Source organism: Cupriavidus sp. KK10 (assembly GCF_018223725.1).
GTDB lineage: Bacteria > Pseudomonadota > Gammaproteobacteria > Burkholderiales > Burkholderiaceae > Cupriavidus > Cupriavidus necator.
Genome location: NZ_CP073677.1, coordinates 1302721 through 1318686, shown reverse-complemented (window position 1 = coordinate 1318686; position 15966 = coordinate 1302721). Strand labels below are relative to the sequence as shown.

At 66.9% G+C, this 15966-nt stretch carries 14 protein-coding genes; 8 read left to right on the top strand and 6 right to left on the bottom strand.

Annotated elements, in window-relative coordinates:
- From KB879_RS06520 to KB879_RS06500, 5 genes are all read right to left on the bottom strand, one after another.
- The gene (locus tag KB879_RS06520; RefSeq protein WP_211980949.1) at positions 1 to 1119 is read right to left on the bottom strand and encodes a Re/Si-specific NAD(P)(+) transhydrogenase subunit alpha; all 1119 of its coding nucleotides are present in this window, start codon (positions 1117 to 1119) and stop codon (positions 1 to 3) included.
- Positions 1120 to 1235: 116 nt separating this feature from the next.
- Positions 1236 to 2030: a TauD/TfdA family dioxygenase gene (locus KB879_RS06515; RefSeq protein WP_013956252.1), complete on the bottom strand. Its 795-nt coding sequence runs from the start codon at positions 2028 to 2030 to the stop codon at positions 1236 to 1238.
- A gap of 33 nt (positions 2031 to 2063) precedes the next feature.
- Positions 2064 to 3035, bottom strand: coding sequence for a zinc-binding dehydrogenase (locus KB879_RS06510; RefSeq protein ID WP_211980948.1), 972 nt, complete (start codon positions 3033 to 3035; stop codon positions 2064 to 2066).
- Positions 3036 to 3087: 52 nt separating this feature from the next.
- Complete coding sequence (locus KB879_RS06505; protein ID WP_013956250.1) at positions 3088 to 3453, bottom strand: hypothetical protein; 366 nt, start codon at positions 3451 to 3453, stop codon at positions 3088 to 3090.
- Complete coding sequence (locus KB879_RS06500) at positions 3443 to 3904, bottom strand: hypothetical protein (protein ID WP_013956249.1); 462 nt, start codon at positions 3902 to 3904, stop codon at positions 3443 to 3445. Before KB879_RS06500 ends, KB879_RS06505 begins: the two co-directional genes overlap by 11 nt.
- 217 nt (positions 3905 to 4121) lie before the next feature.
- Here KB879_RS06500 and KB879_RS06495 point away from each other — a divergent pair, with 217 nt between their 5' ends.
- The 7 genes from KB879_RS06495 (at position 4122) to KB879_RS06465 (ending at position 13476) form a co-directional block, all read left to right on the top strand.
- The gene (locus tag KB879_RS06495) at positions 4122 to 4412 is read left to right on the top strand and encodes a UxaA family hydrolase (protein WP_013956248.1); all 291 of its coding nucleotides are present in this window, start codon (positions 4122 to 4124) and stop codon (positions 4410 to 4412) included.
- Positions 4413 to 4417: 5 nt separating this feature from the next.
- Positions 4418 to 5572, top strand: coding sequence for a UxaA family hydrolase (locus tag KB879_RS06490; protein ID WP_013956247.1), 1155 nt, complete (start codon positions 4418 to 4420; stop codon positions 5570 to 5572).
- Between the two features lie 6 nt (positions 5573 to 5578).
- On the top strand, positions 5579 to 6283 hold the full coding sequence (locus tag KB879_RS06485) for a GntR family transcriptional regulator (RefSeq protein ID WP_211980947.1): 705 nt from the start codon (positions 5579 to 5581) through the stop codon (positions 6281 to 6283).
- Positions 6280 to 7314 (top strand): Ldh family oxidoreductase, encoded by a 1035-nt coding sequence (locus KB879_RS06480; protein WP_013956245.1) that lies wholly within the window; start codon positions 6280 to 6282, stop codon positions 7312 to 7314. The genes KB879_RS06485 and KB879_RS06480 overlap by 4 nt, the downstream gene beginning before the upstream one ends.
- Before the next feature lie 91 nt (positions 7315 to 7405).
- A complete protein-coding gene (locus KB879_RS06475; protein WP_153954359.1) occupies positions 7406 to 10972 on the top strand; it encodes an indolepyruvate ferredoxin oxidoreductase family protein in 3567 nt (1188 codons plus the stop codon).
- Positions 10973 to 11042: 70 nt separating this feature from the next.
- Complete coding sequence (locus tag KB879_RS06470) at positions 11043 to 12023, top strand: tripartite tricarboxylate transporter substrate binding protein (RefSeq protein ID WP_013956243.1); 981 nt, start codon at positions 11043 to 11045, stop codon at positions 12021 to 12023.
- A 127-nt stretch (positions 12024 to 12150) separates the two neighbouring features.
- The gene (locus KB879_RS06465) at positions 12151 to 13476 is read left to right on the top strand and encodes an MFS transporter (RefSeq protein WP_153954360.1); all 1326 of its coding nucleotides are present in this window, start codon (positions 12151 to 12153) and stop codon (positions 13474 to 13476) included.
- 38 nt (positions 13477 to 13514) lie between these two features.
- Here the strand turns inward: KB879_RS06465 and KB879_RS06460 are convergent, their stop codons facing one another.
- Positions 13515 to 15296, bottom strand: a complete 1782-nt coding sequence (locus tag KB879_RS06460; protein WP_013956241.1) for a SulP family inorganic anion transporter — start codon at positions 15294 to 15296, stop codon at positions 13515 to 13517.
- A gap of 302 nt (positions 15297 to 15598) precedes the next feature.
- On the opposite strand from KB879_RS06460, the gene KB879_RS06455 reads away from it, so the two are divergent.
- On the top strand, positions 15599 to 15949 hold the full coding sequence (locus KB879_RS06455; RefSeq protein WP_013956240.1) for a hypothetical protein: 351 nt from the start codon (positions 15599 to 15601) through the stop codon (positions 15947 to 15949).
- Positions 15950 to 15966: the final 17 nt, after the last annotated feature.

Sequence of the window (15966 nt, the reverse complement as noted above, 5' to 3'; positions counted from 1 at the left end):
TCAGCTGGCCAGCGCCAGTTCTTCGCGCCGCGTCATCAGGCATGCGGCAACGATGTCGTCTTCCAGGTTCAGCGTGAACTGGCCGTCCTTGTCGATGACCAGCTTGAGGAAGTCCAGCACATTGCGGGCATACAGTGCCGAGGCGTCGGCCGCGACCATGCCGGCCAGGTTGGTGTGTCCGATCAGCACGACGCCATGGCGCTCGACCACTTCGTCGACCACCGTCAGCGGGCAATTGCCGCCCTGTGCCGCGGCCAGGTCGACCACCACCGAGCCCGGCTTCATCTGCTGCACGGTCGCTTCGTGCAGCAGCGTGGGCGCCTTGCGGCCCGGGATCAGCGCGGTGGTAATGACGATGTCGGCCTGGACGGCACGCTGGTGGACCAGTTCGGCCTGGCGCTTCATCCAGTCCGGCGGCATCGGGCGCGCATAGCCGCCCACGCCCTGGGCGATCTCGCGCTCTTCGTCGGTGAGGAAGGGAACATCGAGGAACTTGCCGCCGAGCGATTCGATCTGCTCCTTCACCGCGGGGCGCACGTCGGAGGCCTCGATCACCGCGCCCAGCCGCTTGGCCGAGGCGATGGCCTGCAGGCCGGCGACGCCCGCGCCCAGGATCAGCACGCGCGCCGCCTTGACGGTGCCCGCGGCGGTCATCAGCATCGGCATGAAGCGCTGGTAATGGTGCGCCGCCACCAGCACGGCCTTGTAGCCGGCGATGTTGGCCTGCGACGACAGTACGTCCATGCTCTGCGCGCGCGTCGTGCGCGGCGCGGCTTCCAGGGCAAAGGCGGTGATGTTCGCGGCGGACATGCGCGCGTTGTTCTCGGCGTCGAAGGGATTGAGCATGCCGACCAGCACGGCGTCCGGCTTCATCTGCGCCAGCTCGGCTTCGTCCGGTGCGCGCACCTTCAGCACCAGTTGCGCGCCCAGCGCCTCGGCGGCGCTGCCGATGCGCGCTCCCGCGGCCTCATAGGCGCTGTCGGTCTGGCTGGCACGCACGCCGGCGCCAGCCTGCAATATGACCTGGTGGCCCTGTGCCACGTATTTCGTCACGGTCTCCGGCGTTGCGGCAACGCGCGCCTCCCCCGCCCGCGTCTCAGTCGGGATCCCTATCTGCATTTCAATCTCCTTTGGTCCCGTGCATTCCGTGCGTCGGGGGTGGACGGGCAACCTGTGTGCCGGGCGCCGCATGCCGGATCAATGGCAAGGCGCGGCGCCGGTCTTGGCGGTACAGCTCAGCGGGGCACTTCCCCTTCCAGCGTGACGCGGTTCAGCACGCGGTCGGCATTGCCATAGTCGTGCACGGCGTAGTGCATGGTGCAGCGGTTATCCCACATCACCACATCGCCCTCCTGCCACATATGGCGGTAGACGTTGTCCGGCGTCACCGAGTGCTCATACAGGAAGTCGAGCAGCGGACGGCTCTCCACTTCGGTCATGCCTTCGATGCACTGCGCGGTGTCGGGGTGGCCGACATAAAGCGCCTTGCGCCCGGTCTCCGGGTGCGTGCGCACGATCGGGTGCACGGCCGTCGGCACCTTGTCCGAACCCGTCATCTTGGCCAGCCGCGCCCCCGAGAAGCGGGCCCGCAGCCCTTCGATCATGCGCTGCATCGCCGGCGACAGACGGTCGTACGAGACGTACTGGTTGCACCACATGGTGTCGCCACCGATGGGGATGGTGACCGCCGACAGGATCGAGATCTTCGGCGGCACCTCGGTATAGATCGAGTCCGAATGCCAGGCCTCGGTCGAGGCGGTTTCCTTCGGGATCCTGGTGACCTGAGCCAGTTCCGGGAACTCGGTCAGGCCCTTGAGCAGCGGGTTGCCCTGCACCGGCTTGCCCCAGCGCCGGGCGAACGCGACCTGCGCGGCCGGCTGCAGTTGCTGGCCGCGGAACACCAGCACGCCATGCTCCAGGAACGCCCGGTGCAGGATCTCGAAGCTGGCGTCGTCGAGCGGCTGGTTCAGGTCGACACCGGTCACGGCTGCAGCCACGGAGCCGGTCAGCGGCTTGATCTGGATTGTCATCATGTCTCCTCTTATCTATCGCTTTCTGTGGAATCAGTCGACCAGCAACACGATCTTGCCGACGTGCTGGTCTTGCTTCATGTACGCATGCGCGGCGTCGATGTCGGTCATGGCAAAGGTCCGATCGATCGGCAGCCGCACGCGGCCCGTGCGCAAAAACGGCAGCATGTCGCGCGCGCAGGCCTGGATGCACTCCAGCCGCTCCTGTTCCGTGCGGGTGCGGAAGGTCACGCCGATCAGCTGCAGGCGCTTGAGCCAGAGCTGTGCCAGGTCGATCTGGGCGGTTGCCGAGCCCAGCCGCGCGATGTTCACCAGGCGGCCCTTGATTGCCAGGCTTTTCATATTGGCCTCGAACACCGGGCCGCCGACGGTATCGATGATGATGTCGACGCCCTTGTTGTCGGTGGCCTGCAAGACCGCCTCGACCTGGTCGTCCTTCGAGGCGTCGATGCCGACATCCATGCCGAACTGGCTGATTTTGTCCAGCTTGGCCGCCGAGCGCGAGGACGCGATCACGGGCCGGGCGCCCATCAGCGAGGCGATCTGGATCGCCGCCATCGCCACGCCGCCCGAGGCGCCGTTGACCAGCACCGACTCGCCCGCCACCAGGCGGCCGTTGGTGACCAGTGCGTCATGCGCGGTGATAAAGACGTTGGGGAACGCCGCGGCATCGATCCATGACAAGCCGTCCGGCACCGGGATCAGTGCCAACGGGTCGGCCACCACGTACTCCGCCTGGCAGCCGCGGCCATGGCCCATCACGCGGTCGCCCTTGCGCCAGCCGCTGACGCCTTCGCCGACTTCCGCGATCTCGCCGGCAAATTCGACGCCGGTGGTGATGGTGTTGCCCGAGCGCAGCTCCTTCGCCTGGTTGATTTCGCCACGGTTGAGGCCCGCGGCGCGCACCCTCACCAGTACCTGCCCCGCTGCCACCACCGGCACGGGGATATCCTGCACTTCGACCTTGCCGCCCTCGGGGCCCGGCACTACACGGACTGCCTTCACTGTTGTCTCCTTTTCCTGTCTCTCGACGTGTCTCTTGCTGCGTCTGTACTTGCTATGCGCTGCCCAGCGCCGTCGCGCGGATCAACGACAGCAGCTCCAGCGCCCGTTCGGCGGCAGCTTCTCCACCCGGATGGTTGCCGCGTACAAACGGCGCCCGCGTATCCTCGATGGCGGCCAGGGCGTGCAGCGGCTTCTCCGCCGCCACCGCCAGCCGCCGGAATTCATTGACCGTCAGCAGGTAGGTATGGAACACATCCGCCTGCGGCGGCGTCGCACCCACCTTGTGCAGTAGCGCGTTCAACCAGTGCGTTCCCGCCAGCATCGCGCCTTCGATAGTCATCTCGTAGTCGACGCTGGTGCACTTCTGCAGCGACGCCTCGAGACTGCGCGCCATCGCCATGTGCTGCTCAATGTCCATGGCGGTCTCCCTCCAGGCGCGCTTCCAGCAATCCCAGGCAGCGGCGCAGCGCGGCGTCGCAACCTTGCGCAATCCCGGCGGTCGGCGCCAGCCCTTCGCGCAGACAGGGATCGCGGTAGTGCTCGATGTGCTCCATCACTTCCATCATCTCGGCGATATCGGCAGGCACCGGCCCCTCCACTTTCGGGCGACCGACATGCAGGACGTCGCCCAGCGGCCGGAACGCCGGCTTCAGGCTGCCGTCGGGCTGCGGCACCAGGTAGACGCCGGGTTGCGTCGGGAACCGGTCGTCATCCAGCGTGATGCCCGCCTGATGCAGTGCTGCATTGACGGCATGGGTGCCGGCGGTCATGCCTGCCCAGAACCACAGGCCGAAGTCCTCCAGGGGATCCAGGCGTGCGCGCAGGGCCTGCAGCTTCGCAATCTTTTCCTTGTGTGACATGACGTTCATGTCCGCCTTCTCCGTTGATTCACTGCGTCGATGCTCCGGCGCAAACAACATCGCCGTTGTCATGACGATAGACAGCGGTCGGGCCGATGTCAACAAACTTCTATATAGGACTTTCACTCTAGGAGTAGTGGTTTTCGCTGAGTATCCCTATTTATCCTTGACTAGATACCAGCAGGCTCCCTACATTTGATCCCAACACCTATACAGGAGTTGATCAATGCCCCGAGCCATCGTACTGAACCCGGCCGACAATGTGGCCACCCTGCTGGACGCCGGCCAGGCCGGCGACGCCTGCGCGCTGGAAGGCGAGCGACAAGGCAAGCTGGTGCTGCTGCAAGACGTGCCGTTCGGCCACAAGATCTGCATCGCCGACACGGTCGAGGGAGAAACCATCCTGAAGTACGGCCAGGTCATCGGCCGCGCCAGCCGCGCGGTGCGCGCCGGCGAACACATGCACGTTCACAACATCGAGTCGGCGCGTGCCCGCGGCGACCTGCAAAAGGGGTAATGCAGATGACAACAACCTTCCTCGGATACCCGCGCGAGAACGGCGCGGTCGGTGTGCGCAACTGGGTCGCGGTGGTTTCCGTGATGGACAACTGCAATCCGGTCACCCGCACCATTGCCCGCACCGTAGGCGGCTGCATCCCGGTCACGACGCTGTTCGTGCGCGGACAGTTCGGCGCCGACCTGGATTTCGCGTTCGAGTCGCTGGCCGGCCTTGGCCGCAATCCCAATATCGCCGCGGTGCTGCTGGTGGGCCTGGAAGAATCGTCGACGGAAGAGGTCGCACGCCGCATCCGCAGCACCGGCAAGCCGGTCGAATGCGTGCACCTGCAGCCCGACGGCACGGTTGCATGCATTGCCGAAGGCACGCGCAAGGCCAGCCGGCTCTCGCTGGCGGCGTCGAAGGCGCGCCGCGTGCCGTGCCCAGTGTCGTCGCTGGTGATCGGCGTCGAGTGCGGCGGTTCTGACACCACTTCCGGGCTGAGCTGCAATCCGGTGATCGGCCGCATGGCGGACATGGTGATCGCCGGCGGCGGCACCGTGATCATTTCCGAAACCTCGGAGTTCATCGGCGCCGAGCATCTGTTCGCCGAGCGCGCGGCCGATGGCCGGGTGCGCGAGGCCTTTGTCACGGCGGTGCGCAACATGGAAAACCTGGCGATCTCGCGCGGCGTCGACATGCGCGAGGACCAGCCTTCGCCCGACAACAAGCGCGGCGGCCTGACCACGGTCGAGGAAAAGGCGCTGGGCGCCATGGCCAAGGCCGGCACCAGCCCACTGGTGGGCGTGCTGCGCTACGGCGAGGCGCCGCAGAAGAAGGGGCTGCATTTCATGGACGCGCCGGCCGCGGCAGTGGAAAATCTCACTGCGCTGGCCGCCGGCGGATGCCAGCTCACCTTCTTCGGCACGGGGGTGGGCAACCCCATCGGCAGCATGGTGGCACCGACCGTCAAGGTGTGCGGCAACGTCAATACCCTGCACACCATGGCCGACAACATTGACTTCGACGTCAGCGGAGTCCTGCAGAACGGGGACAAGATCTCCGACCTCGGCGAGCAGCTGTTTGGTTATGCGATGGACGTCGCATCCGGCACGCGGCTGACCAGCGAGGTGCTCGATATCCGGGAGACCGCGGTCAGTCGATTCGCACTGAGCCTCTGAACAACCATGACCAAACTTCGCAGCGTCTCCGACGCGATCATCCACTCCATCGAATCCGGCGCGCTGCGCGAGGGCGACCGCCTGCCCTCCGAGGGCGAGCTCGCCAGCTTCCATGGGGTCAGCGTCGGCACGATCCAGAAGGCATTGGCGCGGCTGACGCACTCCGGACTGATCACGCGCGAACAGGGACGGGGCACCTTTGTCTCCGGGACGCGCGTTGCGCCGGCGGATGTCCGTTACCTGCGCTTTCGCGATGAACAGGGCAACGAGCTGCCGTCCTACGTCCACGCGCGCTCGGTAAAGCGTATCAAGCGCAAGGGACCGTGGTCGGAGTTCCTCGCCGGTGACGGCTACGTGCGCATCGAGCGCGTGATCAGCGTCGGTGGCCGCTTCGACCTCTACAGCGAGTTCTGGCTGCGCGAGGAAGACTTTGCGCAACTTGGCGGGCTGGACCGCGATGCCCTGGAGAAGAACCTGCGCGAGCTGATCGGCCAGCGCCTGTCGCTGCCGACGCTGCGCGTGGACCAGTGGATCCGCTTTGGCCCGGCCCCGGCCGCGGCCGCGCAGGAACTCGGGCTCGACCCGGAAGCGCCGGCATTCATCATGGAGTTACGTGGCTACACGCTGCGCGACCAGCCGCTCTACTACCAGTCGATCTATGCCGCCCCGTTCGCGGAGCGCCTGATGATCGTGCGGGAGAAATCCATATGAGTATCCGCTGGAAAACCGACCGCCTTGCGCGCTGGACCGCCGCCGTGTTCGAGTCGTGCGGCGTGGCGCCAGACCAGGCTACCGAAGCCGCGGCCGCACTGGTGCGCAGCGAACTGCGTGGCTACAAGACGCATGGCCTGACGCGGGTCCCCTCCTATGTCGAACGCCTGCGTGCCGGCGATTTCAACCCGCGCCCCGAGATGTCGCACAAGGCCTTTCCGGGCGGCATCGTGCTGGACGCCGACGGCGCCATGGGCCAGATCGCGGGCCCGCGCGCCGTGCAACTGGGGCTGGAGGCGCTGCAATCGTGCGCGTCCGTGCTGGTTGCGGTGCAATCGTGCGGCCATCTCGGCGCGCTGGGCATCCCGGCGCTGCTGGCTGCCGAGGCAGGTGCCTTCTGCATGGTCGGACAGCGCACGCCGCCCGTGCTGGGCATGGAAGGATTTGCCCGCGCCGCGATCGGGCACAACCCCATCGCCTTCGGCTGCCCGTTGCCGGGCGCGGCGCCGATCGTGTTCGACGTCGCCTGCAGCGTCGCCGCCCGCGGCCATATCCTGCTGGCCGCCCGTGAAGGCAAGCCGATTCCCGATGACTGGGCGCTAGACGCCGACGGCCATCCGACCACCGATGCGCAACGCGCGCTGGAAGGCTCGCTGCTGCCCACCGGCGGGCACAAAGGCATCGGCATCGCCATGATGGTGGAGTGCCTGGCCGGTGCCATGGCCGCCACCGCAGACTCGCTTTCTCCCGCACGCAACACCGTCGCAGGCGCCGGCGCGGTCGGCCGCCAAGGCGGTTTTGTCTGGCTGGTAAAGCCGGACGCCTTTGCCGGCAAGGACCTGTTCGCCGACTACATGGCGCAGTGGACCGGCAATTATCTTGCCGCCGGCGGCGCCGATGCCCGGCTCCCCGGACACCGAGGCGAAGCGCTCGAACGCGAAGGCCGCGAGCAAGGCATCGCCCTGCCCGACGCGGTCGTGCGGGAACTGGATGCGCTAGGCCGCGAACTCGGCATCCCCCTCCCCGGCTAGCGCCGCTTCCATCACCTGTATTGCCTGGAATCCGGGTGCCAAGGCACGCCGGCAGGCCCCGTTCAACCCTGTTTGCCTGAAAACCGCCCTTATGAATGCTCCAATCCTCCCCGACGCGGCCCGGCAGGCGATGCAAGCCGTGTCGATCGACGACAAGTACGCGCTGGACTCCGGCCGTGCCTACATGAGCGGCGTGCAGGCGCTGGTACGCCTGCCGCTGTTGCAGCGCAAGCGCGATGCCGCGGCCGGCCACAACACCGCCGCCTTTATTTCCGGCTACCGCGGTTCACCCCTGGGGACCTATGACCAGGCGCTGTGGCAGGCAAAGAAGCATCTTGCCGATAACCACGTGGTCTTCAAACCCGGCGTCAACGAGGAACTCGGCGTCACGGCGGTCTGGGGCTCGCAGCAACTGGAGTTCGATGCCGCCAGCAAGCGCTACGACGGCGTGTTCGGCATCTGGTATGGCAAGGGTCCCGGCGTCGACCGCAGCGGCGATGCGCTCAAGCATGCCAACCTCGCCGGCACCTCGCCGCTGGGTGGCGTGATCGCGCTCGCCGGCGATGACCATGTCTCCAAGAGCAGCACGCTGGCCCACCAGAGCGACCACACCTTCATGGCGTGCGGGCTGCCGGTGTTCTTCCCGTCCAATGTGCAGGACATCCTCGATCTCGGCGTGCATGCCCTCGCCATGAGCCGCTTCAGCGGGCTGTGGGCCGGCATGAAGACCGTGCAGGAGGTGGTGGAATCGGGCGCCTCGGTGACCACCGACTCGGATCGCGTGCGCATCGTGTTGCCGGAAGACTTCGCCCTGCCCGAGGGCGGACTGCATATCCGCTGGCCCGACGATCCGCTCGCGGCCGAGGCGCGCATGATGGAGTTCAAGTGGCCGGCCGCGCTCGCCTATGTGCGTGCCAACCGCCTGAACCGCAACGTGATCGAGGGATCCGGCGACCGCCTCGGCATCATCGCCAGCGGCAAGGCCTACAGCGACACGCGCCAGGCCCTGCTCGACCTCGGGCTGGATGACGCCACCTGCCGCGCGCTCGGCATCCGGCTGCACAAGGTCAGCGTGGTTTGGCCGCTGGAGCCCGACAGCGTGCGCGACTTTGCGCGCGGGCTGCGCGAAATCCTGGTGGTCGAGGAAAAGCGTCCCGTCATCGAGCAGCAGCTCAAGGACGAGCTGTACCACTACCCGCCCGCCGCCCGCCCGGCCGTCTTCGGCAAGTACCACCACACCGACGGCGCCGGCGGCGAATGGAGCCACCGCAAGCCCGCCGAGGACTGGCTGCTGCGCGCCAAGGCCGATCTCTCGCCCGCGCTGGTGGCCAAGGCCATCGCGCAGCGGCTCAAGGCGCTGGGCGTGCCGGCCGACGTGGCCGCGCGCATGGACGTGCGCCTGCAGGAAATCGAAGCGAAGGAACGCGCCACCGGCCAGGGCGATACGCGCGCCACCGATCGCCTGCCGTGGTTCTGCCCGGGCTGCCCGCACAACACCAGCACCCAGGTGCCGGAGGGCTCGGTCGCGACCGCCGGCATCGGCTGCCACGGCATGGTGGTGTGGATGGACCGCTCGACCACCTCGTGGTCGCAGATGGGCGGCGAAGGCGTGCACTGGATGGGCCAGGCGCCCTTCAGCAAGCGCACCCACATGTTCGCCAACCTGGGCGACGGCACCTACAACCACTCCGGCCTGCTGGCGGTACGCCAGTCGATCCACGCCGGCGTGAACCTGACCTACAAGATCCTGTTCAACAGCGCCGTGGCCATGACCGGCGGCCAGCCGGTGGACGGCCAGCTCGACGTGCCGGCGATGACGCGCGAACTGGGCGCCGAAGGCGCGCGGCAGATCGTCGTGGTCACGGACGAACCGGGCAAGTACAAGGGTGTCGACAACCTCGCCGCCGGCGTCACCGTGCGCCACCGCGACGAGCTCGATACCGTGCAGCGCGAGCTGCGCGAGGTGTCCGGCGTGACCGTGATCATCTACGACCAGGCCTGCGCCACCAAGAAGCGCCGCGAGCGCAAGCGCGGCACCATGGTCGATCCGGCGAAGCGCGTGGTCATCAACGAGCTGGTGTGCGAAGGCTGCGGCGACTGCTCCGTGCAAAGCAATTGCCTGGCCGTGCAGCCGGTGGAAACCGACTTCGGCCGCAAGCGCAAGGTCAACCAGGATACCTGCAACAAGGACTTCTCCTGCACCAAGGGCTTCTGCCCGAGCTTTGTCACGGTCGAAGGCGGCCAACTGAAGAAGCCCGCCGCCACCGCGAGCGGCCGCGCCACGCCTCCGGCCATCCCGATGCCCACGCTGCCGGATGCCGGCAAGCCGCAGCGCATCGTGGTGGCGGGGATCGGCGGCACCGGCATCGTCACCATCGGCGGCGTGCTGGGCATGGCCGCCCACCTGGAGGGCAAGGGCGTGATCACCCAGGATGCGACCGGCATGGCGCAGATGGGTGGGGCCACCTGGAGCCACATCCAGATCGCCGCCAGCCCGGACGCCCTGCATGCGAGCCGCGTCGACATGGCCATGGCCGACCTGGTGATCGCCTGCGATACCGTGGTCGCAGCCGGCAAGACCTCGCTGGCCGCGATGTCGCCGGCGCGGACCTATGTGGTGCTGAACAGCCATCTCACCCCGACCGCGGCCTTTGTCCGCAATCCCGACTGGGATCCGCAGACCGGCGAGGCCGTGGCGCGGATCGCGCAGTCCGTCGGCGAAGGCCAGCTCGCCAGCTTCGACGCCGAACAGGTGGCGAAGCAGCTGCTCGGCCAGTCGATCTTCGCCAACCTGCTGCTGCTCGGCTATGCCTGGCAGAAAGGCAAGGTGCCGCTGTCGCACGCCGCGCTGATGCGCGCCATCGAGCTCAACGGCGTGCAGGTCGACAGCAACAAGGCGGCCTTCGAATGGGGCCGGCTGTGCGCCCACGATATGTCGAAGATACCCGCGCTGCCGGCCGGCTCGCAGGTGATCCAGTTCGTGCGCAAGGTGCCGGTCGGGGAACTGATGACGAAGCATGCCGACTTCCTGGCCGGCTACCAGAACCGGGCCTATGCGGCGCAATACGAGTCGTTAGTGGGCCGCGTGAAGGCGGCGGAATCGGTCGTCGGCGGCACCCGCCTGACCGAAGCCGTGGCCCGCTCGCTGTTCAAGCTGATGGCCTATAAAGACGAATATGAGGTGGCTCGCCTGCATACCGGCGCCGCATTCCGCCAGCAGATTGCGTCGATGTTCGAAGGCAAGGTCCGGCTGGTCCATCACCTGGCCCCTCCCCTGTTTGCGCGGAAGAACCAGGCCGGCGAACTGGTGAAAGGCGCCTATGGCCCGTGGATGCGCAGCGCGTTCGGCGTACTGGCCCGGTTCAAGGGACTGCGCGGCACGGCATTCGACCCCTTCGGCTACACCCTGGAGCGCAAGGAAGAGCGGGCTTTGATCGGTGAATTCCGGCGCAGCGTGGAAGCCTTGCTGCCGGCACTTTCCGCGCAAAACCTTGACCTGGCGCTGGAGATTGCCCGGCTGCCGCAGGAAATCCGCGGCTACGGCCACGTCAAGGCGCGCAACCTGGCGGCCACCCGCACGCGCTGGGAGCGGCTGATGGCGCAATGGCAGCAAGGAAGCGCAAAGCCGGGACAGACCAAGGCTACTGAAGCGGCATAAACCAAAGACTGAAACAGCGTAGGCCCCGCCACCCGCACGGGGCCCGCCAGAGACAGCGAGGAGACAACAGATGAAATCCGTACTGAACCGCTTTGGCCGTACCCTGGGCGCGATCGCACTGGCCGCCTGCGCCACCGGCGCGCTGGCACAAGGCGGATACCCCAACCGCCCGATCCGCATCATCGTACCCTGGCCGGCGGGCGGCGGCGTCGATGCCGTCACCCGCACGGTGGCCGAGAAGATGACAGCCAGCCTGGGCCAGCAAGTCGTGGTCGACAACCGGCCCGGGGCAACCGGCAATATCGGCGCCGGCATGGGCGCCAAGGCGGCACCGGATGGCTACACGCTGCTGGTCGCCAGCGCACCGATGGCGATCAACGCCGGCCTGCACAAGAACCTGCCCTTCGACATGGGCAAGGACTTCGCGCCGCTGGGGCTGATGGCAAGCTCGCCGTACATGCTGGTAATCCACCCGTCCGTGGGCGGCTCTGTCAAGGACCTGGTGGCACGCGCCAAGGCGGAGCCCGGCAAGCTCAGCTATGCATCGGTCGGCCCGGGCACCCAGCAGAACGTGATCACCGAGGTGTTCAAGGAGACCGCCCATATCAATGTCGTGCACGCGCCCTACAAGGGCGGACCGCAGGCGCTGACCGACATGGTCGGAGGCCACATCCAGATGATGTTCCACGGCGTGCCGGCGGTGATGCCGTTCGTCAAGGGCGGCCAACTCAAGGGCATCGCCGTGGCCAGCAAGCAGCGGCTGCCGTTGTTCCCGGATGTGCCGACCATGGCGGAGGCGGGCTTCCCCGGTATCGAGGCCAGCGAATGGTATGGCCTGGTGGCACCCGCCGGCACGCCGAAGGAAATCGTCGCGCTGCTCGGCAAGGAGATCGAGAAGGCCCTGAATGCGCCTGGCGTGCGCCAGCAACTCGTCAGCAGGGGTTATGAGCCCGCCAGCCAGAGTTCCCCAGACCAGTTTGCCAGCTTCATGGCGGCCGAGCAGAAGAAATGGGCGCTCGCCATCAAGCAGACCGGGTTCCGGCTGGAATAAGGCAGCACGGCCCGGCGACGCCAGGCCGCCGGCCCGCCTCCACCGACTCACTTCATCAGACTAACAACAGCGCGCGGCGGCTTCTTGCCCGCACCCGTACCGGCAACGGCCGCGCCAGGAGACAGCTTTGCCCCTCGATCCCACCACCACCATGGTGTCGCCAATATCCACGCCCGCGCCGGCCGAGGACAACCCCAAGCCCATGTCCAAGGCTTCTGCGGTCACCGCCATCACCATCGGCGGTGCCCTGGAGTTATACGACTCGGGGGTGTACAACTTCTTCGCCACCCTGATCATTCCCCTCTATTTTCCTGTCGGCAATCCGCTCGGCCAGTTGCTACTGTCGTTCGGCACCTTTGGCGCGGGCTACCTGATGCGGCCCCTGGGCGGACTGGTGATCGGCGCATACGCCGACCGCCATGGCCGCAAGCCCGCTGTGCTGCTGTCGATGTGGCTGATGGCGTTCAGCGCCCTGATCCTCGTGGTGACGCCGACCTATGCACAGATCGGCTACCTGGCCCCGGTCCTGATGATCCTCGCACGCCTGCTGCAGGGCTTTGCGATCGGCGGTGAGATGGGCTCGGCCAGCGCCATGCTGCTGGAGTACGCGGACGAACGCTCGCGCGGCTTCTACACCAGCTGGCAGACGGCCAGCCAGGGTATTGCCGCCGTGTTCGCAGCGCTGGTGGCGCTCTCGCTCAGCCATACGCTCAGCGCCGATGCCCTCGAGCATTGGGGCTGGCGCGCTGCATTCCTGCTCGGCATCCTGGTAATCCCCATCGGCCAGCTGATCCGCCGGCGCCTGGAGGAAACGCTGGTGCCGCCGCCGCGCAAGAAGGCCGCTGCCGGCGGATGGCAGCTGATGCGCCAGCACTGGCGTGAGCTAGTGGCCAGCGTGCTCCTGATGACCGGCCTCGCCGCGGCGGTACACCTGATCGCCTACTATCTGCCGAACTACGCCACCTTCCAGCTGCATATCCCGCGCGGGGAGGCGGTCTGGGCCGGCTTCGTGGCCGCGGCCATGATGGTGGTGTTCGGTCCGATCGCCGGCTGGATGTGCGACCGCGTCGGGCGCCGCACCATGGTGTGGTGGTCGCGCGTGGTGTTGCTGCTGATGGCCTATCCAGCCTTTTTCGTGCTCAACACCTATCCGTCATTGACTTGCCTGCTGGTGGTGGTCGGGTGCCTGGCCATCCCCATGGCCATGACTTCACCCGCCACGCTGGTGCTGGTGAGCGAGGTATTGCCGCAGCGCCTGCGGGCCACCGGCATGTCCGTGACCTACTATGTGGCGATTGCGATATTCGGCGGCTTTGCCCAATTGTTCTCGACCGTGCTGATCCACCTGACAGGCAGCCCCAATGCGCCGGCCTTCTACCTGATCGGCTGCGGCCTGGTCTCGCTGCTCGGGTTGGCCATGGTGCCGGAGACGCTCGGCCGGCGGCTCTCGTAAGCCCAGCGCCGGCAACGAAGCATGCGGCGCAGGTCTTTTCACTGGCCGGCCTGCGCCGCAGGCGCACTTCCGCTGCCCGTGCCGGCCGGGCCGTCGTCAAGTCCAAGGTAGTCATCCACCGCACTGCCAACGGTCGGATGGAAATTCTTGTCGCCAATCGCTTCCATCAGCTCGAAGCGCTTGAGCTTGTCACGCACCGGATCCTTCATCTCGGCGAAATGCAGCGCAATGCCGCGCGCGTCCAGGGTGCGGCTCAGTTCGCGCAGCATGTCGGCCGAGGTGACATCGACACTGGTCACCGGTTCGGCCGCCACTACGACCCTGCGCACGGGTGTCGGCGATGCATCGATCGCTTCCATCAGCCGCTCCTGGAACAGTTCGGCATTGGCGAAGAACAGCGGCGCATCCCAGCGGAACAGCACCAGGCCGTCGATGCGCTGCGCATGCGGGTAGCGTTGCATGTCGTGGTAGCCGCGCAGGCCTTCGACGCGGCCGAGCACGGCATAGTGCGGCCGCCAGCCGTCCCACAGGAACTCAATAACGGCGATGACCACGGCCAGGATGATCCCCTGGATGGCCCCGAACACCGCCACCGCGGCAAAGCACACCATGGAAAGCCAGAACTCCCACTGCTGGATCCGGTAGATGCGCTTCAGGTCATTCACCTCGAACAGGCCGATGGCCGCCGCGATCACCACCGCGGCCAGCGCGCTGTTTGGCAGGTACTGCAGCAGGTTGGGCGCGAACATCAGCAGCGCCGCCACGGCCAGCGCACCCAACACGCCGGTAAGCTGGGTCTTCGCGCCCGCGGCTTCGGCCACCGGCGTACGGGACGAGCTGCTGCTGATCGGAAAGCCCTGGAAGAAGCCCGCGGCCAGGTTGGCGGCGCCCAGCCCGACCATCTCCTGGTTCGGGTCGACGCGGGTGTTGGTGCGCGCGGCAAAGGTGCGCGACAGCACGCTGGTATCCGCGAACGAGATCAGCGCAACGGCACACCCGCCCAGCAGGATCTTCACCAGGTCCGCATCGCTCACCCAGGGCACGACAAAGGCCGGCAAGCCTTGCGGGATCTGGCCCAGCACCTTCACGCCGGACTGGTCCAGGTGGAGCCCGCTGACGGCCAGCGTGGCAATGATCACCGCGATCAGGATGCCGGGAATGCGCTCGAAGCGCTTCAGGAACAGGATCAGCACCAGGCTGCCCGCGCCGACCGCAAAGCTGTACCAGTTGGTCTCGCCGGCCAGGATCGCCCGGCCGAGGCTGATTATCTCCCGCAGCGGGCCGGCGTCCTCGATCGAGATGGCGAACAGCTTGGGCAACTGGCTGACCAGCACCGCGAGCGCGATCCCGTTCATGTAGCCATAGCGGATCGGCTTGGACAGCAACTCGGTAATGAACCCCAGCCGCAACAGCCCCATCACGATGCAGACCACGCCCGAGACGATTGCCATCATGCTGGCCACCATGATGGCGCGCGCCGGATCGCCGCCGGAGACCTGCAGCACCACAGCCAGGATCGGCGCGGCCAGGGCCGAATCCGGCCCCAGCACAAGGATCCGGCTCGGGCCGAACACGGCATACACCAGCATCGGGATCATGGTGGCGTAGAGCCCGTAGACACCGGGCACGCCGGAGGCCTCCGCGTAGGCGATGCCGACCGGCACCAGCATGGTGGTCAGCACCAGCCCGCCGGCGAGGTCGTTCGGCAGCCAGCCCGGCTGGTATGACTTCAGCATCTGGACCCCGGGGAGCCAGCGCAACCACCCGGGTGCCTTGTCGGCGTCGCGCTGCGCGGCGGGAGTCAGGTTCTGAGGCTCCATGGGGGGCATCTCCTTGGCATACATCGACTATAGAGGGTGCCGCCCCGCCGGATCAAAGAAAGAAGTGGATCAGCCGGCCCTGGAACGCCCTGGTCGGGGTGCCGCGAAACCCCTCGGATGCTGCAATGCAATGCTGCCTGCTTGCCGCACCGCGCTCCCGATCTGACTACGGGGAAGAACCGCCCGGGTCATTCGCTTCTGACAATCCCGGTAATGGGACGTATGATGGTCTGGCAAGCCAGCCTGTAGTCCGACAGGGTTCCCGCGCCCAGCGGAATGCCTTTGCACCGGGGAGAGACAAGATGCCGATATCGACGAGATGCCTGGCAACCGGCCTGCTGGCCCTGGCGTGGGCCTCGCCTGCCCTGGCGCAGCCCGCACCGGCAGACGGTGCCGCCGGCGCCATATCGGAAGCGGTGCAAGGCGGGGCCAGTCCCTATCGCCCCCCGTCAGCCGCCTCGCCCGATCCTGACGATGCCGCGCGCGCCAAGTGCGAAGCCCTGAAGGAGCAATACAACGCCACCTCCAAGAAGCGCTCCTATCAATCATCCGGCCCTGCCACCCAGAACGCGCAAGGCCGCACCATCCCCAAGATCGAACGCGACAAGACGCGCAAGCAACTGCAGCAGGCGTACCGGGACAACTGCACGTAGCCGGGAATCTGTCTGCA